Source organism: bacterium (assembly GCA_021108215.1).
Taxonomy (GTDB): Bacteria; Oederibacteriota; JAAXVQ01; order JAAXVQ01; family JAUVAV01; genus JAIORK01.
The window spans coordinates 1-18,521 of record JAIORK010000002.1 but is presented as its reverse complement, the minus strand read 5'-3'; the positions used below and the strand labels follow the sequence as shown (position 1 = coordinate 18,521).

14 protein-coding genes are annotated in these 18,521 nt (G+C 46.4%); 4 read left to right on the top strand and 10 right to left on the bottom strand.

Going from position 1 to position 18,521, the window contains the following annotated elements; genetic code table 11:
- Nucleotides 1-3: 3 nt before the first annotated feature.
- Nucleotides 4-1,329, top strand: a complete 1,326-nt coding sequence (locus tag K8S19_00585; GenBank protein MCD4812180.1) for a sigma-54 dependent transcriptional regulator — start codon at nt 4-6, stop codon at nt 1,327-1,329.
- 17 nt (nt 1,330-1,346) lie between these two features.
- On the top strand, nt 1,347-2,054 hold the full coding sequence (locus K8S19_00580; GenBank protein MCD4812179.1) for a hypothetical protein: 708 nt from the start codon (nt 1,347-1,349) through the stop codon (nt 2,052-2,054).
- A 60-nt stretch (nt 2,055-2,114) separates the two neighbouring features.
- On the opposite strand, the gene K8S19_00575 is transcribed toward K8S19_00580, so the two are convergent.
- Nucleotides 2,115-2,633: a hypothetical protein gene (locus K8S19_00575; GenBank protein MCD4812178.1), complete on the bottom strand. Its 519-nt coding sequence runs from the start codon at nt 2,631-2,633 to the stop codon at nt 2,115-2,117.
- A 126-nt stretch (nt 2,634-2,759) separates the two neighbouring features.
- Entirely contained in the window at nt 2,760-3,878 is a 1,119-nt protein-coding gene (locus tag K8S19_00570) for a hypothetical protein (protein MCD4812177.1), read from the bottom strand.
- A 372-nt stretch (nt 3,879-4,250) separates the two neighbouring features.
- Between K8S19_00570 and K8S19_00565 the strand changes: the two genes are divergently transcribed.
- Nucleotides 4,251-4,970, top strand: coding sequence for an RNA methyltransferase (locus K8S19_00565; protein MCD4812176.1), 720 nt, complete (start codon nt 4,251-4,253; stop codon nt 4,968-4,970).
- 47 nt (nt 4,971-5,017) lie between these two features.
- Here K8S19_00565 and glgP read toward each other — a convergent pair whose 3' ends face one another.
- The gene (glgP, locus tag K8S19_00560) at nt 5,018-7,576 is read right to left on the bottom strand and encodes an alpha-glucan family phosphorylase (GenBank protein MCD4812175.1); all 2,559 of its coding nucleotides are present in this window, start codon (nt 7,574-7,576) and stop codon (nt 5,018-5,020) included.
- Nucleotides 7,577-7,998: 422 nt separating this feature from the next.
- Between glgP and K8S19_00555 the strand changes: the two genes are divergently transcribed.
- On the top strand, nt 7,999-9,051 hold the full coding sequence (locus tag K8S19_00555; protein MCD4812174.1) for a DUF933 domain-containing protein: 1,053 nt from the start codon (nt 7,999-8,001) through the stop codon (nt 9,049-9,051).
- A 10-nt stretch (nt 9,052-9,061) separates the two neighbouring features.
- Here K8S19_00555 and trpD read toward each other — a convergent pair whose 3' ends face one another.
- From trpD to K8S19_00520, 7 genes are all read right to left on the bottom strand, one after another.
- On the bottom strand, nt 9,062-10,132 hold the full coding sequence (gene trpD / locus K8S19_00550) for an anthranilate phosphoribosyltransferase (protein ID MCD4812173.1): 1,071 nt from the start codon (nt 10,130-10,132) through the stop codon (nt 9,062-9,064).
- The gene (gene bcp / locus K8S19_00545; protein MCD4812172.1) at nt 10,132-10,605 is read right to left on the bottom strand and encodes a thioredoxin-dependent thiol peroxidase; all 474 of its coding nucleotides are present in this window, start codon (nt 10,603-10,605) and stop codon (nt 10,132-10,134) included. Before bcp ends, trpD begins: the two co-directional genes overlap by 1 nt.
- A gap of 178 nt (nt 10,606-10,783) precedes the next feature.
- Nucleotides 10,784-11,413, bottom strand: coding sequence for an RNA polymerase sigma factor (locus tag K8S19_00540; protein MCD4812171.1), 630 nt, complete (start codon nt 11,411-11,413; stop codon nt 10,784-10,786).
- A 481-nt stretch (nt 11,414-11,894) separates the two neighbouring features.
- Nucleotides 11,895-13,895 (bottom strand): PhnD/SsuA/transferrin family substrate-binding protein, encoded by a 2,001-nt coding sequence (locus K8S19_00535; GenBank protein MCD4812170.1) that lies wholly within the window; start codon nt 13,893-13,895, stop codon nt 11,895-11,897.
- A gap of 42 nt (nt 13,896-13,937) precedes the next feature.
- Entirely contained in the window at nt 13,938-15,344 is a 1,407-nt protein-coding gene (locus K8S19_00530) for a sigma-54 dependent transcriptional regulator (protein ID MCD4812169.1), read from the bottom strand.
- Nucleotides 15,341-16,705 (bottom strand): HAMP domain-containing histidine kinase, encoded by a 1,365-nt coding sequence (locus K8S19_00525; GenBank protein ID MCD4812168.1) that lies wholly within the window; start codon nt 16,703-16,705, stop codon nt 15,341-15,343. Before K8S19_00525 ends, K8S19_00530 begins: the two co-directional genes overlap by 4 nt.
- A gap of 17 nt (nt 16,706-16,722) precedes the next feature.
- Complete coding sequence (locus K8S19_00520) at nt 16,723-18,321, bottom strand: T9SS type A sorting domain-containing protein (protein MCD4812167.1); 1,599 nt, start codon at nt 18,319-18,321, stop codon at nt 16,723-16,725.
- Between the last annotated feature and the right edge of the window lie 200 nt (nt 18,322-18,521).

The following is an 18,521-nucleotide window of genomic DNA, read 5'->3' as shown; positions in this document are numbered from 1 at the left end:
CCGATGGAAAAAATTCTGATTGTCGAAGATGAAGAAAACATCCGCGAAGTGCTGGCCCGATCGCTGGCTGAAAAAGGATTTACAATTAAAACCGCACCTGACAGCGAGACCGCCATCACTGATATTCAAAACCGCGAATATGATCTTGTGCTCACCGATCTCCGCCTCCCGGGAAAATCCGGTCTGGATCTGTTGGATCACATTAAGGAAAACACCCACGACACTGCCGTGATACTCATGACTGCGTATGGTTCCGTGGAAAACGCAGTTGAAGCAATGAAGCGCGGTGCAGATGATTACGTTGTCAAACCTTTCCGGCTTGAAGAGGTTGAAGTGAAAGTCGAGAGGATTCTCAATGAAAAGCGATTGGTCGACAAAAATCGTTTTCTCCAGGAGCAGGCGGATGCCAAATTCGGAAGTATCATCGGCAATTCAGAACCGATTAAAAAGGTGACGCGTTTGATTGAGCAGGTCGCATCCTCCGACTCCACCGTGCTCATCACAGGTGAGACCGGGACCGGCAAGGAACTCATCGCGCACTCGGTGCACAGCAGCAGCCCGCGTGCCAACGGACCCTTCATTGCCGTGCATTGCGCCGCCTACAGCCAACAACTCATTGAAAGTGAACTCTTCGGCCATGAACGCGGCGCCTTCACCGGCGCCTCCGCGCAGCGCAAAGGACGCCTGGAAATATGCCACAAGGGAACATTGTTTTTAGATGAATTAGGTGAAATTCCGCTGGAAATGCAGGTCAAGCTGCTCCGCTTTCTGGAAAACAAAACATTTGAACGTGTCGGCGGCAATGATCCCGTCCAGGTTGATGTCCGGGTCATCGGCGCCACCCACCGCGATTTGCCGGCCATGGTCCGGGAAGGAAAATTCCGCGAGGACCTTTACTGGCGCATGAATGTCTTCCCTATTCCCCTGCCGCCTTTAAAGGAACGCGGCGATGACATCCTGCTGCTGTCTGATTTTTTCCTGCGCAAACACCAGGGGGATCGCATATTTAAAATCAGCCGTTTCAGTGAACGACTCATGCGTGAATACCATTGGCCGGGCAATGTTCGCGAACTTGAAAATATCATTGAGCGGGCTGTTTTGCTCTCTACCGGCGACACCCTGCGAATCGACCAGGCACTTTCCAAACCCAGTGATGAAATCCGCTTGGGTGATCAAAATTTAAATCAGATGGTTGAAACCATGGAAAAAAAACTTATCGAAGAAGCATTGGCACAAACCAACGGCAATCAGGCCCAAGCAGCCAAATTGCTGGGTATCCAGCGCAGTACATTACAATATAAACTTCAGAAATACGGCTTGGTTCATTAAAAACCGGGAGGGTGATCATGCAAATACATCCATTGACACTTCACGCACTAATCCTGCTTAGTCTTATGCTGCCTCTCCAGGTTCCGGCCGCAAAAATGGAACCTGTCCTGCCGGATGAGACACAACAAAAAATACTGCGCAATGACCTCGCGCAATGGCACCGCTTAAGCGAGAGCCGGTCTTCCTTGAAAGAGGCGTTCCAGACGATTGATGCGCAAAATGATCCGGAAAGAGATGAACGCTTCTGGTGGAATCCATTCCGGCAAAATGCACGCGAAACCCAGGCCCAGGAGGCCAATCACCTCCTCCTCCAGATCCAAATGGTCGCCCGTGATTTAAAAAAAATGCAGCCAACACTGCTGGACCGGACTTCCGCCTTCGCCCATGCCGCGATTGCCCAGCCAATGCCGCTCAATCAGGACCAACTGACATTATGGATGCAAAGCGATACCTGGCGTGTACCGATTATTCTAAAAACACCGGATTGGAAACAATTTTCCCGTTCCAACCTGACCCGGCTTTCACCGGAACTGTATCAAAACCGACTGCGCTTCCTGCAGGAAAAAAGATTCCAATGGGAAACATTAAAAACTTATCTTGAAAAAAAACAGCCCGGCCTTTCTGAAAATGCCGTCAAACAGCAGCACAGCGATTGGGAGAAAATTACAAAGGATTATTTGGAAAAATTAAACAAAATTATACCGACAACACCTGATAAACCGTGATTGCCGGAAAATATTTTTTTAGCAAATGCAATCGCCGCATCTGTTCACGAAACAGCTTAATTATTCGGAGGATTTTCCTTCATCTTCAGGTTTAAAAATAGGGATATCAACTTGCGGTATTTCCTTTTCTGCGGGTGAATAAAGCGGTTCAATGCGATTATCTGTGGTTAATTCATCCACCGAACTCAAAACCGGCGGTTCTTTGGCCGTCCCCCAGCTGAAAAAAGCGGCAAAAAAACTTAATAAAGATGCATATAAAAAAAGTTCGGCAATCGCGAGGCCCAATTGCTCTGCGCTCTCCATTTGCGCCCAATTCATAATTCTGTTTTGAACCCTGACAACATGAAATGCCCATTCTGCCGCAATACCACCGACCAATCCAGCCATGGCACCAGCCAGAGATGCTGCGCGCGGTCTCCCGCGAAAATAAAGCCCGGCCACGATTGCTGCTGCGAACATCGGAATGGGTGCATAGACAAGATCAATAAATGCCATGATCCAGGCAGTCAATGCCTGTGTCATGACAATCCAAAAAAAAGCGCCCCAATCTTTCCCCTGCAAACCGCTTTGTACGTTCATTCACTTCCCTATCTTGATGACTTTCGCTTCGAAAACCAAGAACATTCCAACCAGATACCCTCGCATAGGGTGTCCGTAATGAAAAGCATTATACCTTGGCAAAAGACTTTGAGCAATAGGGCCCGCCTATTTTTTCGTAATTTTTTTCTTTGCTTTTGTTTTTTTCAATGTAATTGGTTTACTTACCTTCTTTTTCACAACCTTCTTTTTCACAACCTTCTTCTTCACAGCCTTCTTCTTCACAGCCTTCTTCTTCACAGCCTTCTTCTTCACAGCCTTCTTCTTCACAGCCTTCTTCTTTACGACCTTCTTTTTTACGACCTTCTTTTTTACCCCGCTGGTTTTTTTAGCTTGCTTCGTAAACAACTTCTTTTTTACCGTTTTTTTGAGAAGCGGCGTCTTTCCAGGACTCCGCCCCTGCAAAGCCGGATTAAATGAAGCCCCCTCCAGACGTTCCAGGAGCAACCCGATTAAAACCAGCCACTTTAAAATCCTGGCCGGGTCTTCCGGCACAGATACTTTTGAATAAACCAAAGGTTTTGTCAGCGTGAGAATCCCGGAGCACAAATTACCAATACCGCTTAATTCCTCATACAATTTCTTCCCGGATAAATCCGGCAGAAGCAAGCGCGGCGGGTCCATGGACAACTGGGTCACAACATCCCCGGGTTGTTTAATACGGGCATGCAGCAGAGCTTCCAGGCGTGTCACCAACAACCCCACCACCGCAGCGATGGCTTCTTGAAACCGCCCGGCAAGAAACGGCTGTCGGGCCACCCGAATAACATCCGCATGCATTAACATTGAGCCAAACAAACGCTCCCGTTCCTGATCATGAGCATCATTTCCACCCTCGGAATAACTCTCACTTAATAAAAATTCTTCAATACGTCTGACCAGACGTTGTTGGTGATCAGGCGACTCCATCTCGCACTTAAGCATCAGGCTAATGTAATCATGCCGACGAACAAGTTGGAATTTTAAATTCATGCCTTTCATCCACTGATTGGAAAAAAGAATTTGATGAATCTCCGGCCAGGTCTGAGGATTGATAAACGTCCCCAAATCTACCGGGGTCAGTTCGTCATGCAGGCGCTCATCATTATTTTTCTTGATCATCAGATCAAACTGCGCTTCTTCATCAAAAAACATACTTTCCACCAGCAGCTGCACCATTTGAATACATTTTTCTGGACCAAACGTAGGCCGCACACGAAAAGTCAAATTAATCTGAGATCCTGACATGTCTGCATCCTCCCTTTTTCAACAAAAATAATGATATGCTTAAACAAAAACAATTTTGCTCCTGAGTGATATCCTGGGATTCCATCGCGCCCCTCATCCCAGGCTGTTTTAATACCTATTCCACCTTTTCATTTTAAACGAGAGTCCGGATAGTTTCCAGGAGTTTCTTCAGGCAGCCGACTATTCTCCGTCACCTGCCTGTCTGGAAAAACCGCTGGTAAAATGGAATAGTTCCCCGTAAAATAGGCTTGTCCAAATTTCAGTAAAGGTCACTGCTTTCCAAGTTTAAAACACACTGTCTTCCATTCGACCTAAGCGCTGATCCGGTTAGATGCCATGTTTTAATTTAGACAAAATGAGTAAAGGAACCTCATGAAAAAATCATGTTCACTGCCGATCGTTGTTCTGGTCCGCCCGCAAATAGCTGAAAATATCGGTGCCACCGCCCGTGCCATGGTTAATTTTGGAATCACAGAGTTACGTCTGGTGACACCGCGCACCTATGATGAAGCCCATGCAGCCCGTATGGCCTGTGACGGACGGACGATTCTGAAAAATCTACAGATTTTCCCTGATTTAAGAACCGCACTGGAAGATTGTGCTTATACGATCGCCACCACACGCCGCGCCCGCCGGGTTAAAATTTCTTCTTTGCAGCCCGAAGAAGCGGTTTCCCGGCTTTGCCGGATTGAGCACTCAGAAAAAACCGCAATTATTTTCGGTGCCGAAGCGGCCGGATTAACCAATGAAGAGGTGTTTTTATGCGACACCACCAGCACCATTCCGACAGGTGAACTCGGCAGCCTCAATCTGGGACAAGCAGTGATTATTTATCTATATGAATGGTTCCGGAAGTCACCTGCGATCCTCCCGGAAAAAAATCCCCTCGACCGGCTGGCGACCCATGGTGAAAAGCAGCGGGTGTATGACCTTCTCAACCAGCTCCTGATCACAAGCGACTACCAGCCGCGCGGCCGTCTGCCGGAATTTATACGGCGGGTCAAACTGCTTTTCGAGGACCGCTTGCTGACCTTCCGCGAGCAAAAAATCTTCCTCAAGGTCCTGCGCTATCTGGAAAAAAGAGATACTTAAAAAAAACGTCGGAGCGATAATTCGCCCCGGCGCTTGTCATATCTCAATTAATCTCCCCAGGTAATTAAATTCGTCTCAAAACGGTGAATCTGATCATCATGCCGCGGTAAAACCCGAATGGTCAATCCGTGATTACCGGTTGTCACACAGGGGATATTTCCGGTAAAGGTCACCTTGCCGCCTTGGGTATCTTTCTCAGGATTCATGACCACCGTCCGGGTGGCATGCATCTCTTGCTTCTCATCAATCGCACCGTAAAAAATCTCGACCTGAACATCCTCGGTGGAAAGCCCGCCGAGATTAACCGTCGCTTTCACCGGTAATTCACCCCCAACAGTATGCTCCTTTTCAGGAATATCATAAACCTTTTCCACCTTCACCGCCGGCCACTCCTGCGTGACTCTTTTCTTCCAAGCAGCCAGGTCTCTGACAATTTTACAGTTGTTAAGTTTGAGCCGCTCCAACCGCTCGGTCTGAGGAACATAGAACCGTTCAGTGTACTCCGTGACCATTCGGTTGGTATTAAAAACCGGACCCAAACTGGTCATAGAACGCTTCATCATTTTCAACCAGTTTTCAGGAATATTATCCGGTCCCCGGTCATAAAAAAGCGGAATCATTTCATTCTCCAAAATCTGATAAAAAGCCGAACTTTCCACCTGATCCTGATACTCATTATCATCATATTCTTCACCCCGGCCGATCGCCCAGCCGTTTTTGCCGTTATAACCTTCATCCCACCAGCCGTCCAGAATCGAACAATTCAAACCACCGTTGAAAATCGCCTTCATCCCGGATGTCCCGGATGCCTCCAATGGGCGACGGGGATTGTTCAGCCATACATCCACGCCCTGAACCAAATAATGGGCGCAATTAAGATCGTAATCCTCTAAAAAAACAACATGCCGTCGCAATCCGGCTTGACGGGCAATCTTGACAATCTCCTGAATCAACCGTTTACCGGGTTCATCATGGGGATGGGCCTTACCGGCAAAAATAATTTGAATCGGCCTGTCCTTGTCTGAAATCAGCTTCGTGAAGCGCTCAATATCCTTAAAAATCAGGGTTGCCCGTTTATAGGTGGCAAAACGACGGGCAAATCCGATGGTCAAGGCTTCCGGGTCCAACACCTGTGACGCCATCTCGATCTCCTCAGCCGGCGCGCCGCAGTCACTAAGCTGTTGACGCAATTTGCGTCTTACATACCCCACCAGACGCTCCCGGCGGCGGGCATGCGTCCGCCACAATTCCGCTGAAGGAATCTCCATAATCCTTCCCCAAATTTTCTGATCACCCGGTTCCTCCACCCAACGGGGACCGAGATACCGGTCAAACAACTCCGACATTTCCATTGAAATCCAGGAATTCACATGCACCCCATTGGTAATATGCGAAATCGGCACTTCATCTTCCGGCAACAAGGGCCAGAGATTTTGCCACATTTTCCGGGAAACCTCACCATGCAGCCGGGCCACACCATTGGTCTTGGCTGCCAGATTAATCGCCAAAATCGCCATGGAAAAATTTTCATGCGGATCATCGGCATTTCTCCGGCCCATGGCCAAAAATTCCTGCGCAGAAACACCAAATTTTTCAAAGTAAGGCACAAAATAATTTTCAATTAACTGGGAACTAAACATATCAATCCCAGCCGGCACGGGCGTATGGGTGGTAAAAATATTGCTCCCCTTCACCAATTCACGCGCTTCGCTAAAACTAAGCTTGTCATTTTCCATATGATAACGGATGCGCTCAATGCCGAGAAACGCCGAATGCCCTTCATTCATATGCGTCACTGCCGGAAGCAGTTCCAAGCGCTTAAGGGTTAAAACGCCTCCCACACCCAGTATCAACTCCTGCTGCAAACGCAGCTCTTTATCCCCGCCATACAATTTGGCCGTAATATTGCGGTCAACCGGTGAGTTACCGGGAAGATTGGTGCTGAGCAGATAAAGCGGAACCCTGCCCACCTGCACTTTCCAAATACAAACCTGAATTTTGCGTCCCGGAAAATCCACTTCCAGAATGATCGGTTTTTTCTTCTCATCCCGCATTAACATCGCTGACATATTATAAAAATCGTTTTCCGCATACCGTTCCTGCTGCCAGCCATCCTGGTTCAAATACTGACGAAAATATCCCTGATGATACGCCAACCCGATGGCAACCAGAGGCACACCCAGATCCGAGGCGGATTTGAGATGATCTCCCGCCAAAACACCCAAACCGCCGGAATAGATCGGCAGCCCCTCATTAATCCCAAACTCTGCGGAAAAATAAGCAATCCGAACAGGTTTTTCTTCCGGCCAGCGATTCTGAAACCAGGTTTTTCTTTCCATGTACCCTTTGAAATTCTTCATAACCTGATCAAGGTGATACTTGAATCCCTCATCCCGCGTCAACTCTTTAAGCCTTTCCTGTGAAACTTGTCCAAGAAATTTAATTGGATTATGTCCGCAACGCGTCCAGAGATCTGCGGCAATATGCCGAAAAACATTAAAGGCATCGGCATTCCAGCACCACCAATAATTAAATGCCAGGGTCCGCAGTGGCGCCAATTCCTCAGGCAAGGTGGGAATTACATTAAACGTTTGCATTATTTTCATGATAAAACTCCTTTTTAAATACACATCCCGTTCAATTTCCCCGCTCTGAAGATCGGGAATTTGGATATGATCTGTAGAAAATCATTATTACTATTCCGTTTCATCCCCGGCTTGAACTCCGGGGAATTCACGGCTAACATATTAAAAATGATTTGTATTTTACGGAAATGAGAACATAAGTGCAAGTCCAATTAAATGCCTATCTCCTATCTGCAAACAAACTCCCCAGCGCCCCCGCCGGCGGCAATGCCTCGGTCACAATTATCGCTTCGCTGTCTCATTTTCAAAAAACATATTTTATAATCAATACCTTATTCAGTCTCGGTCATTTAATACCTGTATTAAAGATTTTTTTGTTGGATTGACAAGCCATGCCATTTTGGCTAGAATTGTGGCTCATTTGATCTCCAGGAGGATTTTTCATGCAAATCGGTTTTCTAGGCGCTGAATCCAGCGGAAAAACAACCTTATTTGAACTGCTTAGCAATACCCAGGGAGCCTATCTCTCCCCTGACAAAGCCAATACCGCTACGGTCGATGTTCCGGATGACCGGATTGATCAATTAACCGCGCTCTATCAACCCAAAAAAACCATTTTTGCCAAAATAACTTTTGTCGACATCAACCGTCTCGCCCCCGGCGACCGCGAAAACAACAATAAATCATTAAATCATCTTAAATTGATGGATACACTGGCCATCGTGATCAATGGCTACGCCCAGAATCAGGATGGAAAAAAAATGCAAAAAGAACTCGATTTTTGTCTTTCCGAGCTCATCCTTTCCGACCTGGATCAAGTGGAGCGCAAGCTGACCAAAATTAAAAAAACCAATAAACCGGCCGTGCTTGTCGGTATGCCGGAAAAAGAAATTTTTGAAAAACTCAATGCAACTCTGGAAGCAAACAAATGTCTTTCCGAGCTGGAACTGCCGCCGGAGGTCTGGAAAGAACTTCAATCCTATAGCTTTCTGACGCGCAAATCCATGTTCGCGGTTGTCAACCTTTCAGAAGAACAGGGTGTGGAAGGGCCTCCGGGAATCATTGAATTTGAGCAGTATGCCAATTCCCTCAACTTCCCGGTTGTCCGTATCTATGCCAAACTGGACAAAGATCTCCAGGAACTTCCCCCGGATGAAAAAGCGGTTTTTGCGCAAGAATATAACCTGCCCCTGGATGGGAAAAATACGTTTATCCAACAGGCGTATGCCACCGCCGGTTTAATCAGTTTTCTCACTGTGGGCAAAGATGAAGTCCGGGCGTGGACCGTAAAAAAAGACTGCCCGGTCAAGGAAGCGGCCGGTACCATCCACAATGATTTGATGAACTTTTTTGTCCGCGCTGAGGTTATTTCTTATAAAAAACTGATGGAATGCGGTTCGGAACAGGAAGCCACCAAACGGGGATTGTTGCGGGCGGAAAAAAAAGAATATCCGGTCCAGGATGGAGACATCCTGCATATTCTTTCCACGAAATAGTAGGGGCGATTCATGAATCGCCCCTACCGATCCGTTTACTCACAGCAATCAGGGCTTCCAGCTTCTCCAGCGCTTTCCCGGATTGAATGACATCGTGTGCCAGTTCAGCCCCTTTTTTCAGATCAGAAACTTTACCGGCCACGACAAAAACAGCAGCTGCATTGATCACCACCGCATTGGTCTTGGGACCGGTCTTGCCTTTGAAGATATCCAGAATAATCGCGGAATTTTCTTCCACCGTACCACCCCGCAATTCTTTTGCATCTGATTGCGGCATCCCAAAATCCGAAGGCAAAACCTGGTAGGTCTTCACCTCGCCCTTTTTTAATTCACTCACCGTGGTAGGGCCGGTCAAAGAAAATTCATCCAGCGTCCCATGACCATGCACCACCATGGCCTGTTGTATCCCCAGCTCCTTTAATACCGCCGCCATCACCGAGGTCAACCCCGGATCAAACACGCCCAATACCTGTACTGTTGCTCCGGCCGGATTGGCCAACGGTCCCAGTATATTAAAAATAGTGCGAATCCCGATTTCCTTGCGCGGACCGGCGGCATGCTTCATGGCCATATGGTAAAGCGGCGCAAATAAAAAACCTATCCGGATTTCCTGAATACAGGCCTGAACCTGCGCCGGCGTCAATTTCAGATTCACACCCAGCGCCTCCAATACATCCGCGCTCCCACATTTGGATGAAACCGCCCGGTTCCCGTGCTTGGCAACCGTCAATCCGCCGGCAGCGGCTACAAACGCCACTGCAGTGGAAATATTAAATGTCTGAGCACCATCCCCCCCGGTACCGCAGGTATCCACAATAATTTCCTCAGCACGGTTGCTGCCGTCGCTTTCCAGTGCAACCGGTTCACCGGTCACCTGTATTGTCGTGGCCAGACTGCGCATGGCCTGAGCGCACCCGGTAATTTCCTCTACAGATTCACCCTTCATGCGCAGCCCGGTTATCCAAGCCGCGATCTGTGCAGGCGTGGCTTCGCCGTTCATGATAAATTCCATACCGGCCCGGGCTTCCTCGCGGCTTAAATTTTCCTTTGCCACCACCTTGCCAATAAGCGCCCTGATCATTACCGCAACTCCTTTTTCAATTCATCCAGCACATTGGCCACATGTCCGCCCACCCTGACTTTATAATAAATTTTATCAATTTTCCCGATGGGATTGATAACGAAGGTGGAACGGATAACCCCCATGGATTCACACCCCATCATTTTTTTCATCTGCCATACACCATAGGCCTTCAATGTATGTAATTCTTCATCCGCCAGCAACCGAAACGGCAGTCCGTATTTTTCCATGAATTTCCTGTGCTTTTCCCGGCTATCCCTGGAAACCCCCAGCACTACCACATTCAAGCGGGTAAAATCTTTTTCATAATCACGAAAATCGCAGGCTTCCCGGGTACATCCCGGCGTACCATCTTTGGAATAAAAATAGAGCACAACAATTTTCCCGCGAAAATCTCTTAATCTGACTTTATCACCTGATTGATCATCCAGTGTAAAATCCGGCGCCTGGTCACGGACCTTCAACTGAGTCATGGTAGTCTCCTCAGGTTTTATTGCTTTATTTAATCTGATAAGTATAACCTAATAATTCATATGGGACAAATGCATAATCCGTATCAACGCGTATGTATTAAATTAAGATTTGTTTCAAATTAAAAAAAGAATGGAATAATTGCTAAAAATCATTGAGTAAACCGGAAACCGACTTTGTTTAGTTCAGCGCCATCTGTATCCTGGGATGGATATCCAGTAACCCGAACGAACAATCCTGTCGGATTTCTTTTCTTAAAAATTGAAATATCAATTTTCTTCCGTACATAAGACGTACACCAAGAATATTCACAGGAATATTCAATTCTTTGGCAGCTTCTTTGTAGGAGTAATCACGAATATAAATGGAATACATGGCTTTTTTGCACTTCCGGGGGAGTCCTTCAATGGCATCTTGTACTTTTTCCTGAATCTCTGCTTTAATAAAATTCTCTTCGGGACTTTTCCGCTTACAAGGCACTGTTTCTTCCATAAGATTCATGCCTTCTTGATCCATGAGATTCAATTTTTTGGTACTCCGGTTACGGAACTGAGATTTGCAAACATTGATTGCCACGCGTATCAACCAGGTGGAGAGTTTCGATTGACCGCGAAAAGAGATAATTTTTTTCTCTGCAATAACTTTAAAAAACACTTCTTGCGCTGCATCCTCTCCATCCGGAACCGAGTTGAGATACTTTGAACACATAAATAAAATTTTCGAATAATAGCGCTGTGTTATTTCCTCGCCCGCTGCCCGCTGTCCGTTTTTAAAAGCCAAAATAAGTTGTGTATCTGTTTGAGTATGCATAACCTTATGTCCCCCTCATAATGGTTACTGCACGAAATGGTATCGGATGAAAAGTCACTTTTCATGCATATTAATACAATGCATTTTTTGTGCCAAAATTCAGGGTATATTTTCACTATATAAATTAAGGTTTTTTTTTCCTGGGTTAATTTTTGTATGTAAACATGCTCATTTCGGAAAGATTTATCGTTCGGGAGAATGGAAATACTTTCGTGACAACAAAAGGAAATAGCCCATTTGAAAAATAGGCGGATGACTTTTCAATTTTCTTATTAAGAAAAAATCCGGTTAAAGCGCCGGTCCGTCTCGCTTTGGGGCAATCGTATTGTCCAGACAAAAATGCTACGGGCTCACCCGGCATCCAGCATTCGCCGGGCACGGTACGCCGAACACAGTACGCCGGGCAGGCTGCCCATCGTATTCGCGCCAGCACGATAAAACAGTCCCGGCAGTGCCGCTGGGTTTTATGTTCGTGGAAGAACTATTGATCTTTAAAAAACTGCTCATACTTTTCTTCCTGAAACAAACTAATTTTATCAAAAAAGAAAAATTTCATAAAACTGCTGCATTCGGGAACAGTATGCGCATTGAGCAAAATATCCTGGACGTGCTTAATTTTCTTCCGCTTGTCTTCTCTCAAGCCCGTGCGGATAAATACGGGAGCGTTGGGTCCAAAGCCATATTTATCCAAAATACGAATTCCCTGATTCCCTTCTGTTTCCCGCCGTAAAATTGTTTCGATATATTCCAAACCCACCAATACATCAATGTCCTGCAAACGCAACGCCATAATACCCCCGCGGGCAGAATCCATTTTCCGGGTGGTCTTGAAAAATTTACCGGAAGGGTAATTGGGTAAGCTCTGGGACAGGTAACGTTCTAGTCGTTTGATACATAATGAATTTAAATAGCCCACTTTTTTTTGTTTTAACTCATTGAGCGTCATAATCGGATTATCTTCACGGACAAACAACAGGTATTTCTGAAAATCCTTGCCCTGGTAGGTAAAGGTTAAAAACGGATCTGCAATCCCCTGCTTATACAAGGTGGAAAAAATACCGCTGGAGGGGATGGCAATATCGATCTCGCCTTGTTGAAAAGCATAGGTGATCTCCTCGGGGCTGCTAAATCCCCTGCGCACAAAAGTATAACCGGTTTGCTGTTTCAAATATATCTCCAGTTTTTCCACCTGCTCACGAACCGCTTGAATATAGGCATAATCGGATAATAATTTGGTTTCATATCCAATCACAATCACAGGATTTATATTAACCGGATACTGCTCAGCCCGGTCACGATCCAACTTTTGGGCACGCACCTCAGCCTCCGCCTGACGTTCCCGTCTGGCTTGTTTCGCTCTTTGAAGTTCTTCCTGCATCGCACTCACTTTTTCTTCCAATCCGGTAATTTCCATTTCCGATGCTTCCAACTCATGCGAGGTCTCTTCCAGTCTGCGTGAAATAGCCTGCTTATCTTGTGTGGCCTGATGAACTGCCGCTGCCAGCTGCTGTCTGGAGTAATGCGGGTCCCAGCTCAGTGTCACTCCGGCACGGTGGGATCCGATGGTCTCCATAACATAAAAAGGATAGGCAAAGGCATAGTCAAAATGCAGCTCAAAGGGCTGGCTGGACAATTTCTTCCAGTAACTAAACCCCAGTGTGACTTGATCTAAATTCACCCCGGTCCGCAGCCCTATTTCCTTCCCTGCCAGCCAGGTCTCAAAACCGAATTTTATATTGTAGCTTTCATTGCGTGCATGCAATTCCAGCTGAGTCCGCATCGACTCCAAGCCGTCTATTTCCCACGGAAGAAAATAAGCCGCACCCACGCGCAAGGCAACCGGTGTAATCGCCTCCGAATACAATCCCATATCAGCCGGCACCAGATTATCCGCACTGATACCCACCTGGAATCCTTCAAACGGCGAACTTAAAATTCCTGCATCCAGGGTTCCGCCCCACTTCTCCCATTCTGAATAAGACTCTGTATACGCCGTCTTGGAAACCGACCAGTTCAACACCTTAAGCGTGATCCCTAAATCAATATTGTAAGCCTTTAAAATATTTCTGGCATAAGATAGATAAAACTGATTTTCTCCATAGAGTTCTGAATAAAACCGCGACCAGGCCAAACCAAACGAACCAACGGCATCCGCAAACGGCAGAACAGTTGCAGCCAGGCTGTATCCAATGCGGTCCTGATTGCCGGTATACTGCCGGTCATCCAAATTCATATAAAGCCTGGAATACATCCCCATAACCTCAACCTGTTTCATCCCGGAAATACCCGCCGGATTAAACAGCACGGTATTGGCATCATCGGCAATCCCGACAAACGCCTCACCCATCCCGGCGGGACGCACGCCATAGACCGCATCAATAAAATATGCCTGCGACGGACTTGCGAACATCAGTCCCGCACCCAGGAAAAACATACCCAGCCAAACGGAACCATAGCGAATGAAACCTTTTTTTTTCAGCATATTCCCATACACTCCTTCATCATTTCCCAAACAAATGGATTGTTATTGATCCTTCTTAATTTTAAATTCCCGCATTAATTCATTCAATCGCTGACGATGTTTGATCCCAATACTTTCCGCAGTTTTGGGAACTTGCCAGTTATTTTTTTGCAAATGATGGACTAAATATTTTTTCTCGGCATCTTTTAGTTTTTGTTTAAACACCGGATAGGCCGTATCCAATTGCAGGTTAAAGTCTTCCAAGCAGAGCATTTTTTCTTCATCAAGAAATTTGATGCAATGTCGTTCAATATAGCCGGCAACATCATGCAAAATAATTTTCCCGCCAATACAGCGCCGGGCGCCTTCAAAAATACAGTTTTTCAATTGACGAACATTGCCATCCCAATACAACTGTTGAAAAAGCTCAATAACATCCCTATCAATATCGTGAATTTTACTTGTCGCAGTCAGATTAATTTCCTGGATAATATGCTCCACCAGATACGGAATATCATCCAGGTATTTGCGCAATGGCGGAGTTTCCAGTAAAACCCCTTTACTCAAACGCTGATATAAATCATTCCGGAAAATCCCCTCATCCACCATCTTTTTCAAAGGCCGGTTGGTGGCTGCCAAAACAACAACATCAAGATGGATATCTTCATTACTCCCTAAAGGTTTAATCCGCTTGGTCTCTAAAAAATTAAGTAATTTCTGTTGTTGAATATCCGTCAACTCCCCAATCTCGTTGAGCAATGCAATCCCGCCATCAGCTTCCCGCAAATCACCGGCCCGATCCTCATTTGCGCCGGTGAAAGCCCCTTTGCGATGACCGAACAATTGTGATTCAAATAACGTATCGCTCACATTGGGACAATAAATAATTTTAAGCGGTTTTTGGCACCACATACTTTGTTGATGGTACATTCTGGCCACCAGGTCTTTTCCCGTACCTGTCTCTCCTAAAATCAGTATATCTGATTTATCCCGAACCGCTTTCCACACATTCATGGTTAAATCCAAGATCGGTTTTGATCTTCCCGCAATGCGTTCACTCCAAGGTTCCAGCGGATCAGCGTCCGGCGGGACCGGGCCCTCTTCCAGGGTCCGTTTAACCCGTTCAATCAACCCGGCGATGGTAAATGGTTTGCTGATAAAATCCGTCGCGCCCAGGTTCATGGATTCAAGCAGCTGGGCTGATTCCCCCTGGGCGGTAATCATAAAAACCGGCAAAGCATCTTTGTCCCATTTTTCCCGAATCTCGCGCAGCACATCAATGCCAAAGCTATCTTCACTGTTTCCCCAGAAAACATCCAGGATAACAATATCCGGATGTTTTGATTCTATAATCCGGATCGTTTCGCGGTAATCCGAAGTTCCCTCGGCGGCAAACCGCTCCATTTCAAATCCTTTAATGATATTTGACACAATAATGGGATCGTCATCCACCACCAACACGCTATTCATAGATCATCTCCTGTCGAACCTGCATTTTCCGCCGGCACCAGCGGCAGCGAAAAGTAAAAAGTCGTCCCAATATTTTTCGCGCTTTTATACACCCCCAGTTTCCCTTGATACAATTCAACGGATTTTCTGGAATTAGTCAGCCCCAAACCCGTACCGCGTTTGTCTTCCGGCCGGACAAAATCACTGTCTGCAAGTCTGACCGAAGGATCAAAAATAATTTCCCATTGCTTTTCCGGAATCCCCGCCCCTGCATCCTGAATAAAGGTCACAATCTTATCCGCTTCCTGCCGGCACCATACCTTAATCTTACTGTCCCGCCGGGTATATTTAAATGCATTGTGCAGCAGATTAAACACCACCCGTTTGATCAATTCGCGATCAACAAAAACATACGCAGTCGGATTTTCATGAAAAAACTCACACTGAATGTTTTTCTTGGAAAACATTTCTTTCAAACTGGTAAGAATGGTGCTGAGAAATTCAACAAATTGGATTTTTACAGGATTTTCAATCACCAAACCACGACTGAGGTACTCATTGTATTTAAGGTCCTCCAACAGCTTGGTCAGTGAACCATTGCTTTCTATAATGTCATTGACAAAAGGCAGGATATCCATTGCTTGCTTCGTATTTTTTGCCTGCGCTTTTAAATTATCATTAATCATCTGAATCACGGTGACATAGTGCAAAGCATCATGCGCAATGGCCTTGATCATGCCGGTCTTGGTCTGTTCTTCCACTTTGAGTTTCCGACTGGTTTCCGCCAGCTCCCGATTCCTTTCCTGCAGTTGATGCGAGGTCTTAGCCAGCAGGTAAAAGAGAACGACCGATCCGGTTACCAGGCTGACAATACCGACAATCGACCAAAGAATACTTTTTTTATTTTTTTGAAATTCCTCCAGAGAAAAAACCACCAATAAACTGCTCTGCTTTTGGATCACATCTTCCGCTTCGACAAAAGGAATATTTAAATAAACGTACCGCTGTTTGCGGATTATTTTTATTTCCGCAGCCCCTGTTTGCCGAAGAATCTTTTCCGTCATTTTCAAATTAGAGCCATTGCCGGCTGTGTAGCGGGGTTGGCCGCCCATATTAAATGCCATGTATTGAATGGCTGAAGTTTGGGTTTGTACCTTCATCATATCCTCGATATTTTCATACTGGCCTTTGAGATAAAAATTCATGGTCAGGTCGCTTAATTTCATGGCCGTGTTCCGGTATTCCAAAACCTGATCTTGCTCCATGGCCTGTAAATTGACATAAATAGATCCTACGACCGCGATCATGAGCCCGCCAATCCCCGCGCCGATAAAGAGCAATCTGAGTTGCTTCCATTTTTTTAGTGACTCCCAAACTTTCAAACCGACTACCGCCCTTGTCAATGAATAAGTACAAGTTTTCCGCTCACCCGTTTATCCCCCGACTCAATCTGATAAATATAAATACCGCCCTCACACAAACGACCTTGATTGTCCCGTCCATCCCATTCATTCTTCGATGCTAATTTTTTCACAATCCGGCCCTGCAAATTCATAATCCTGATGGTATATGCGCTTTGACTTCCGGATAGGATAAAATTAAAAAAGACCTTCTCTCCGCGGTTGGGCAAAAAAGGATTGGGGGTGGCAAAACCTCCCTGAGGAAAAACAGCTGCCGTAGGGCTGGGTGTCGGGACAGGGACAACCGGCGTTGGCGTTGCCTGCGGACGGTAAACCTGTATATAATCAAGATCATAATTCACACCTACTTGCGTCCCCTCAATATACAATTCAAATGCCATCAAGGTCGGCCCACTCCACAGCCAGCCCGGTATATCATGCACATCAAACGTAAATACCCCGTCACCGGAACCCGCTGTTATCGAGACTCCGGGCCAGCCATTGCCCAACTCTCTCACCCATAATTGCCAGGAAGTATTGATTGCCACACTGGTAATCTGCATTTCGATGTGATCATACACTTCAGTATCCCAAATAATGCCCGGCGAGAGGACTTTGCCCCAAGGCGCCAGGGAATTACCGCCATCATCAATAAGTTCAATATTACCCGAGGATGCCAGGGTTGAATCAGAATAACGAATCTCAGCATTCAACGTATTGTCCTCGGTCTCGTCCCACCATGATCTGATCTGAGTATTGGGTTCTCCCACGAAATCCTCACGCCAGAAGGACTTTTTGTCTGTTGGATTTCTAAAAATGCTGACATAGTCAATCACTAAATACTCCCCCACAGCACCCTTCATGGCAAGACGAATACTAAAATCCTGCGTCCCGGACCACCCGGTCATATCGCGCATGTGGAAGGAAAATGTCCCGGTGGCCCCGGTGAAGTCATGCAAAATGTGGTAGCGCCTATCACCACTGCTTTCCTGCAAACCAATACTCCATGATGTCACACTGGTAGAAATGGAATCCACAACCCGAATTTCCACGGTATCAAAAACATCCACATTGCAGTGGATGTTTTCTGAGAAAACATCCCCCGTTTCCATGGTTTCAGCGGATCTGGTTAGCGCCGCATAAGAATCCTGATAACTGTAAATCAGTTCAACTTCCCGCCCGCCATTGTCGGCATCCTGCCAGCGACTTGGCTGGGTATCCGGCGCTCCCTGACTAAAATCATCCATCCAGGCGGTATCATAATTATAACTCCAGTCAGCCCAACCGCTGCGAAACATCAGCAAACAAGCGACGACAAACAAAATGCAGCTTAGTGATTTTTTCATCGTCGGATAAAAATCCACAGGCTTACCCGGCATCCGGCATTCGCCGGACACGGTACGCCGGGCAGGCAGCCCGCGGTATTTTTGTCGGGAGATGTTCGCCTTGTGCGAAGCCTCCCGATGCTTGTATATCTCTTCCGGTCGGGGCGGCGATATTTTTACTCGCTCCATTGATGGACTTACCCGGCATTCGCCGGGCAGGCTGTCCATCGTGTTCGCGCCAGCACGATAACTCATTCCAAATTCAGGTGCCATTCCCCCCCCTACATGTTTGATTCAAACTCGGGTATCTTTATTATGATAATTTTTAATTTTTTTAAGTGAAAACGAATGAAAACCGGGGAAATTATCCCACGCCGGGATTTAAAATGCAATGCTGTTTCGGGGTTTGATAATCAAAGGTGAATTGTAACTTATAGTGCGACACATTCAACTCAGAAGACCTTTTTGCGTAA

What these genes read in the sequence shown, in the direction of transcription:
- K8S19_00585 (MCD4812180.1), top strand. Translation starts at nt 4, where the DNA reads ATGGAAAAAATTCTGATTGTCGAAGATGAAGAAAACATCCGCGAAGTG.
- K8S19_00580 (MCD4812179.1), top strand. Translation starts at nt 1,347, where the DNA reads ATGCAAATACATCCATTGACACTTCACGCACTAATCCTGCTTAGTCTT.
- K8S19_00575 (MCD4812178.1), bottom strand. Translation starts at nt 2,633, where the DNA reads ATGAACGTACAAAGCGGTTTGCAGGGGAAAGATTGGGGCGCTTTTTTT.
- K8S19_00570 (MCD4812177.1), bottom strand. Translation starts at nt 3,878, where the DNA reads ATGTCAGGATCTCAGATTAATTTGACTTTTCGTGTGCGGCCTACGTTT.
- K8S19_00565 (MCD4812176.1), top strand. Translation starts at nt 4,251, where the DNA reads ATGAAAAAATCATGTTCACTGCCGATCGTTGTTCTGGTCCGCCCGCAA.
- glgP (MCD4812175.1), bottom strand. Translation starts at nt 7,576, where the DNA reads ATGAAAATAATGCAAACGTTTAATGTAATTCCCACCTTGCCTGAGGAA.
- K8S19_00555 (MCD4812174.1), top strand. Translation starts at nt 7,999, where the DNA reads ATGCAAATCGGTTTTCTAGGCGCTGAATCCAGCGGAAAAACAACCTTA.
- trpD (MCD4812173.1), bottom strand. Translation starts at nt 10,132, where the DNA reads ATGATCAGGGCGCTTATTGGCAAGGTGGTGGCAAAGGAAAATTTAAGC.
- bcp (MCD4812172.1), bottom strand. Translation starts at nt 10,605, where the DNA reads ATGACTCAGTTGAAGGTCCGTGACCAGGCGCCGGATTTTACACTGGAT.
- K8S19_00540 (MCD4812171.1), bottom strand. Translation starts at nt 11,413, where the DNA reads ATGCATACTCAAACAGATACACAACTTATTTTGGCTTTTAAAAACGGA.
- K8S19_00535 (MCD4812170.1), bottom strand. Translation starts at nt 13,895, where the DNA reads ATGCTGAAAAAAAAAGGTTTCATTCGCTATGGTTCCGTTTGGCTGGGT.
- K8S19_00530 (MCD4812169.1), bottom strand. Translation starts at nt 15,344, where the DNA reads ATGAATAGCGTGTTGGTGGTGGATGACGATCCCATTATTGTGTCAAAT.
- K8S19_00520 (MCD4812167.1), bottom strand. Translation starts at nt 18,321, where the DNA reads ATGGCACCTGAATTTGGAATGAGTTATCGTGCTGGCGCGAACACGATG.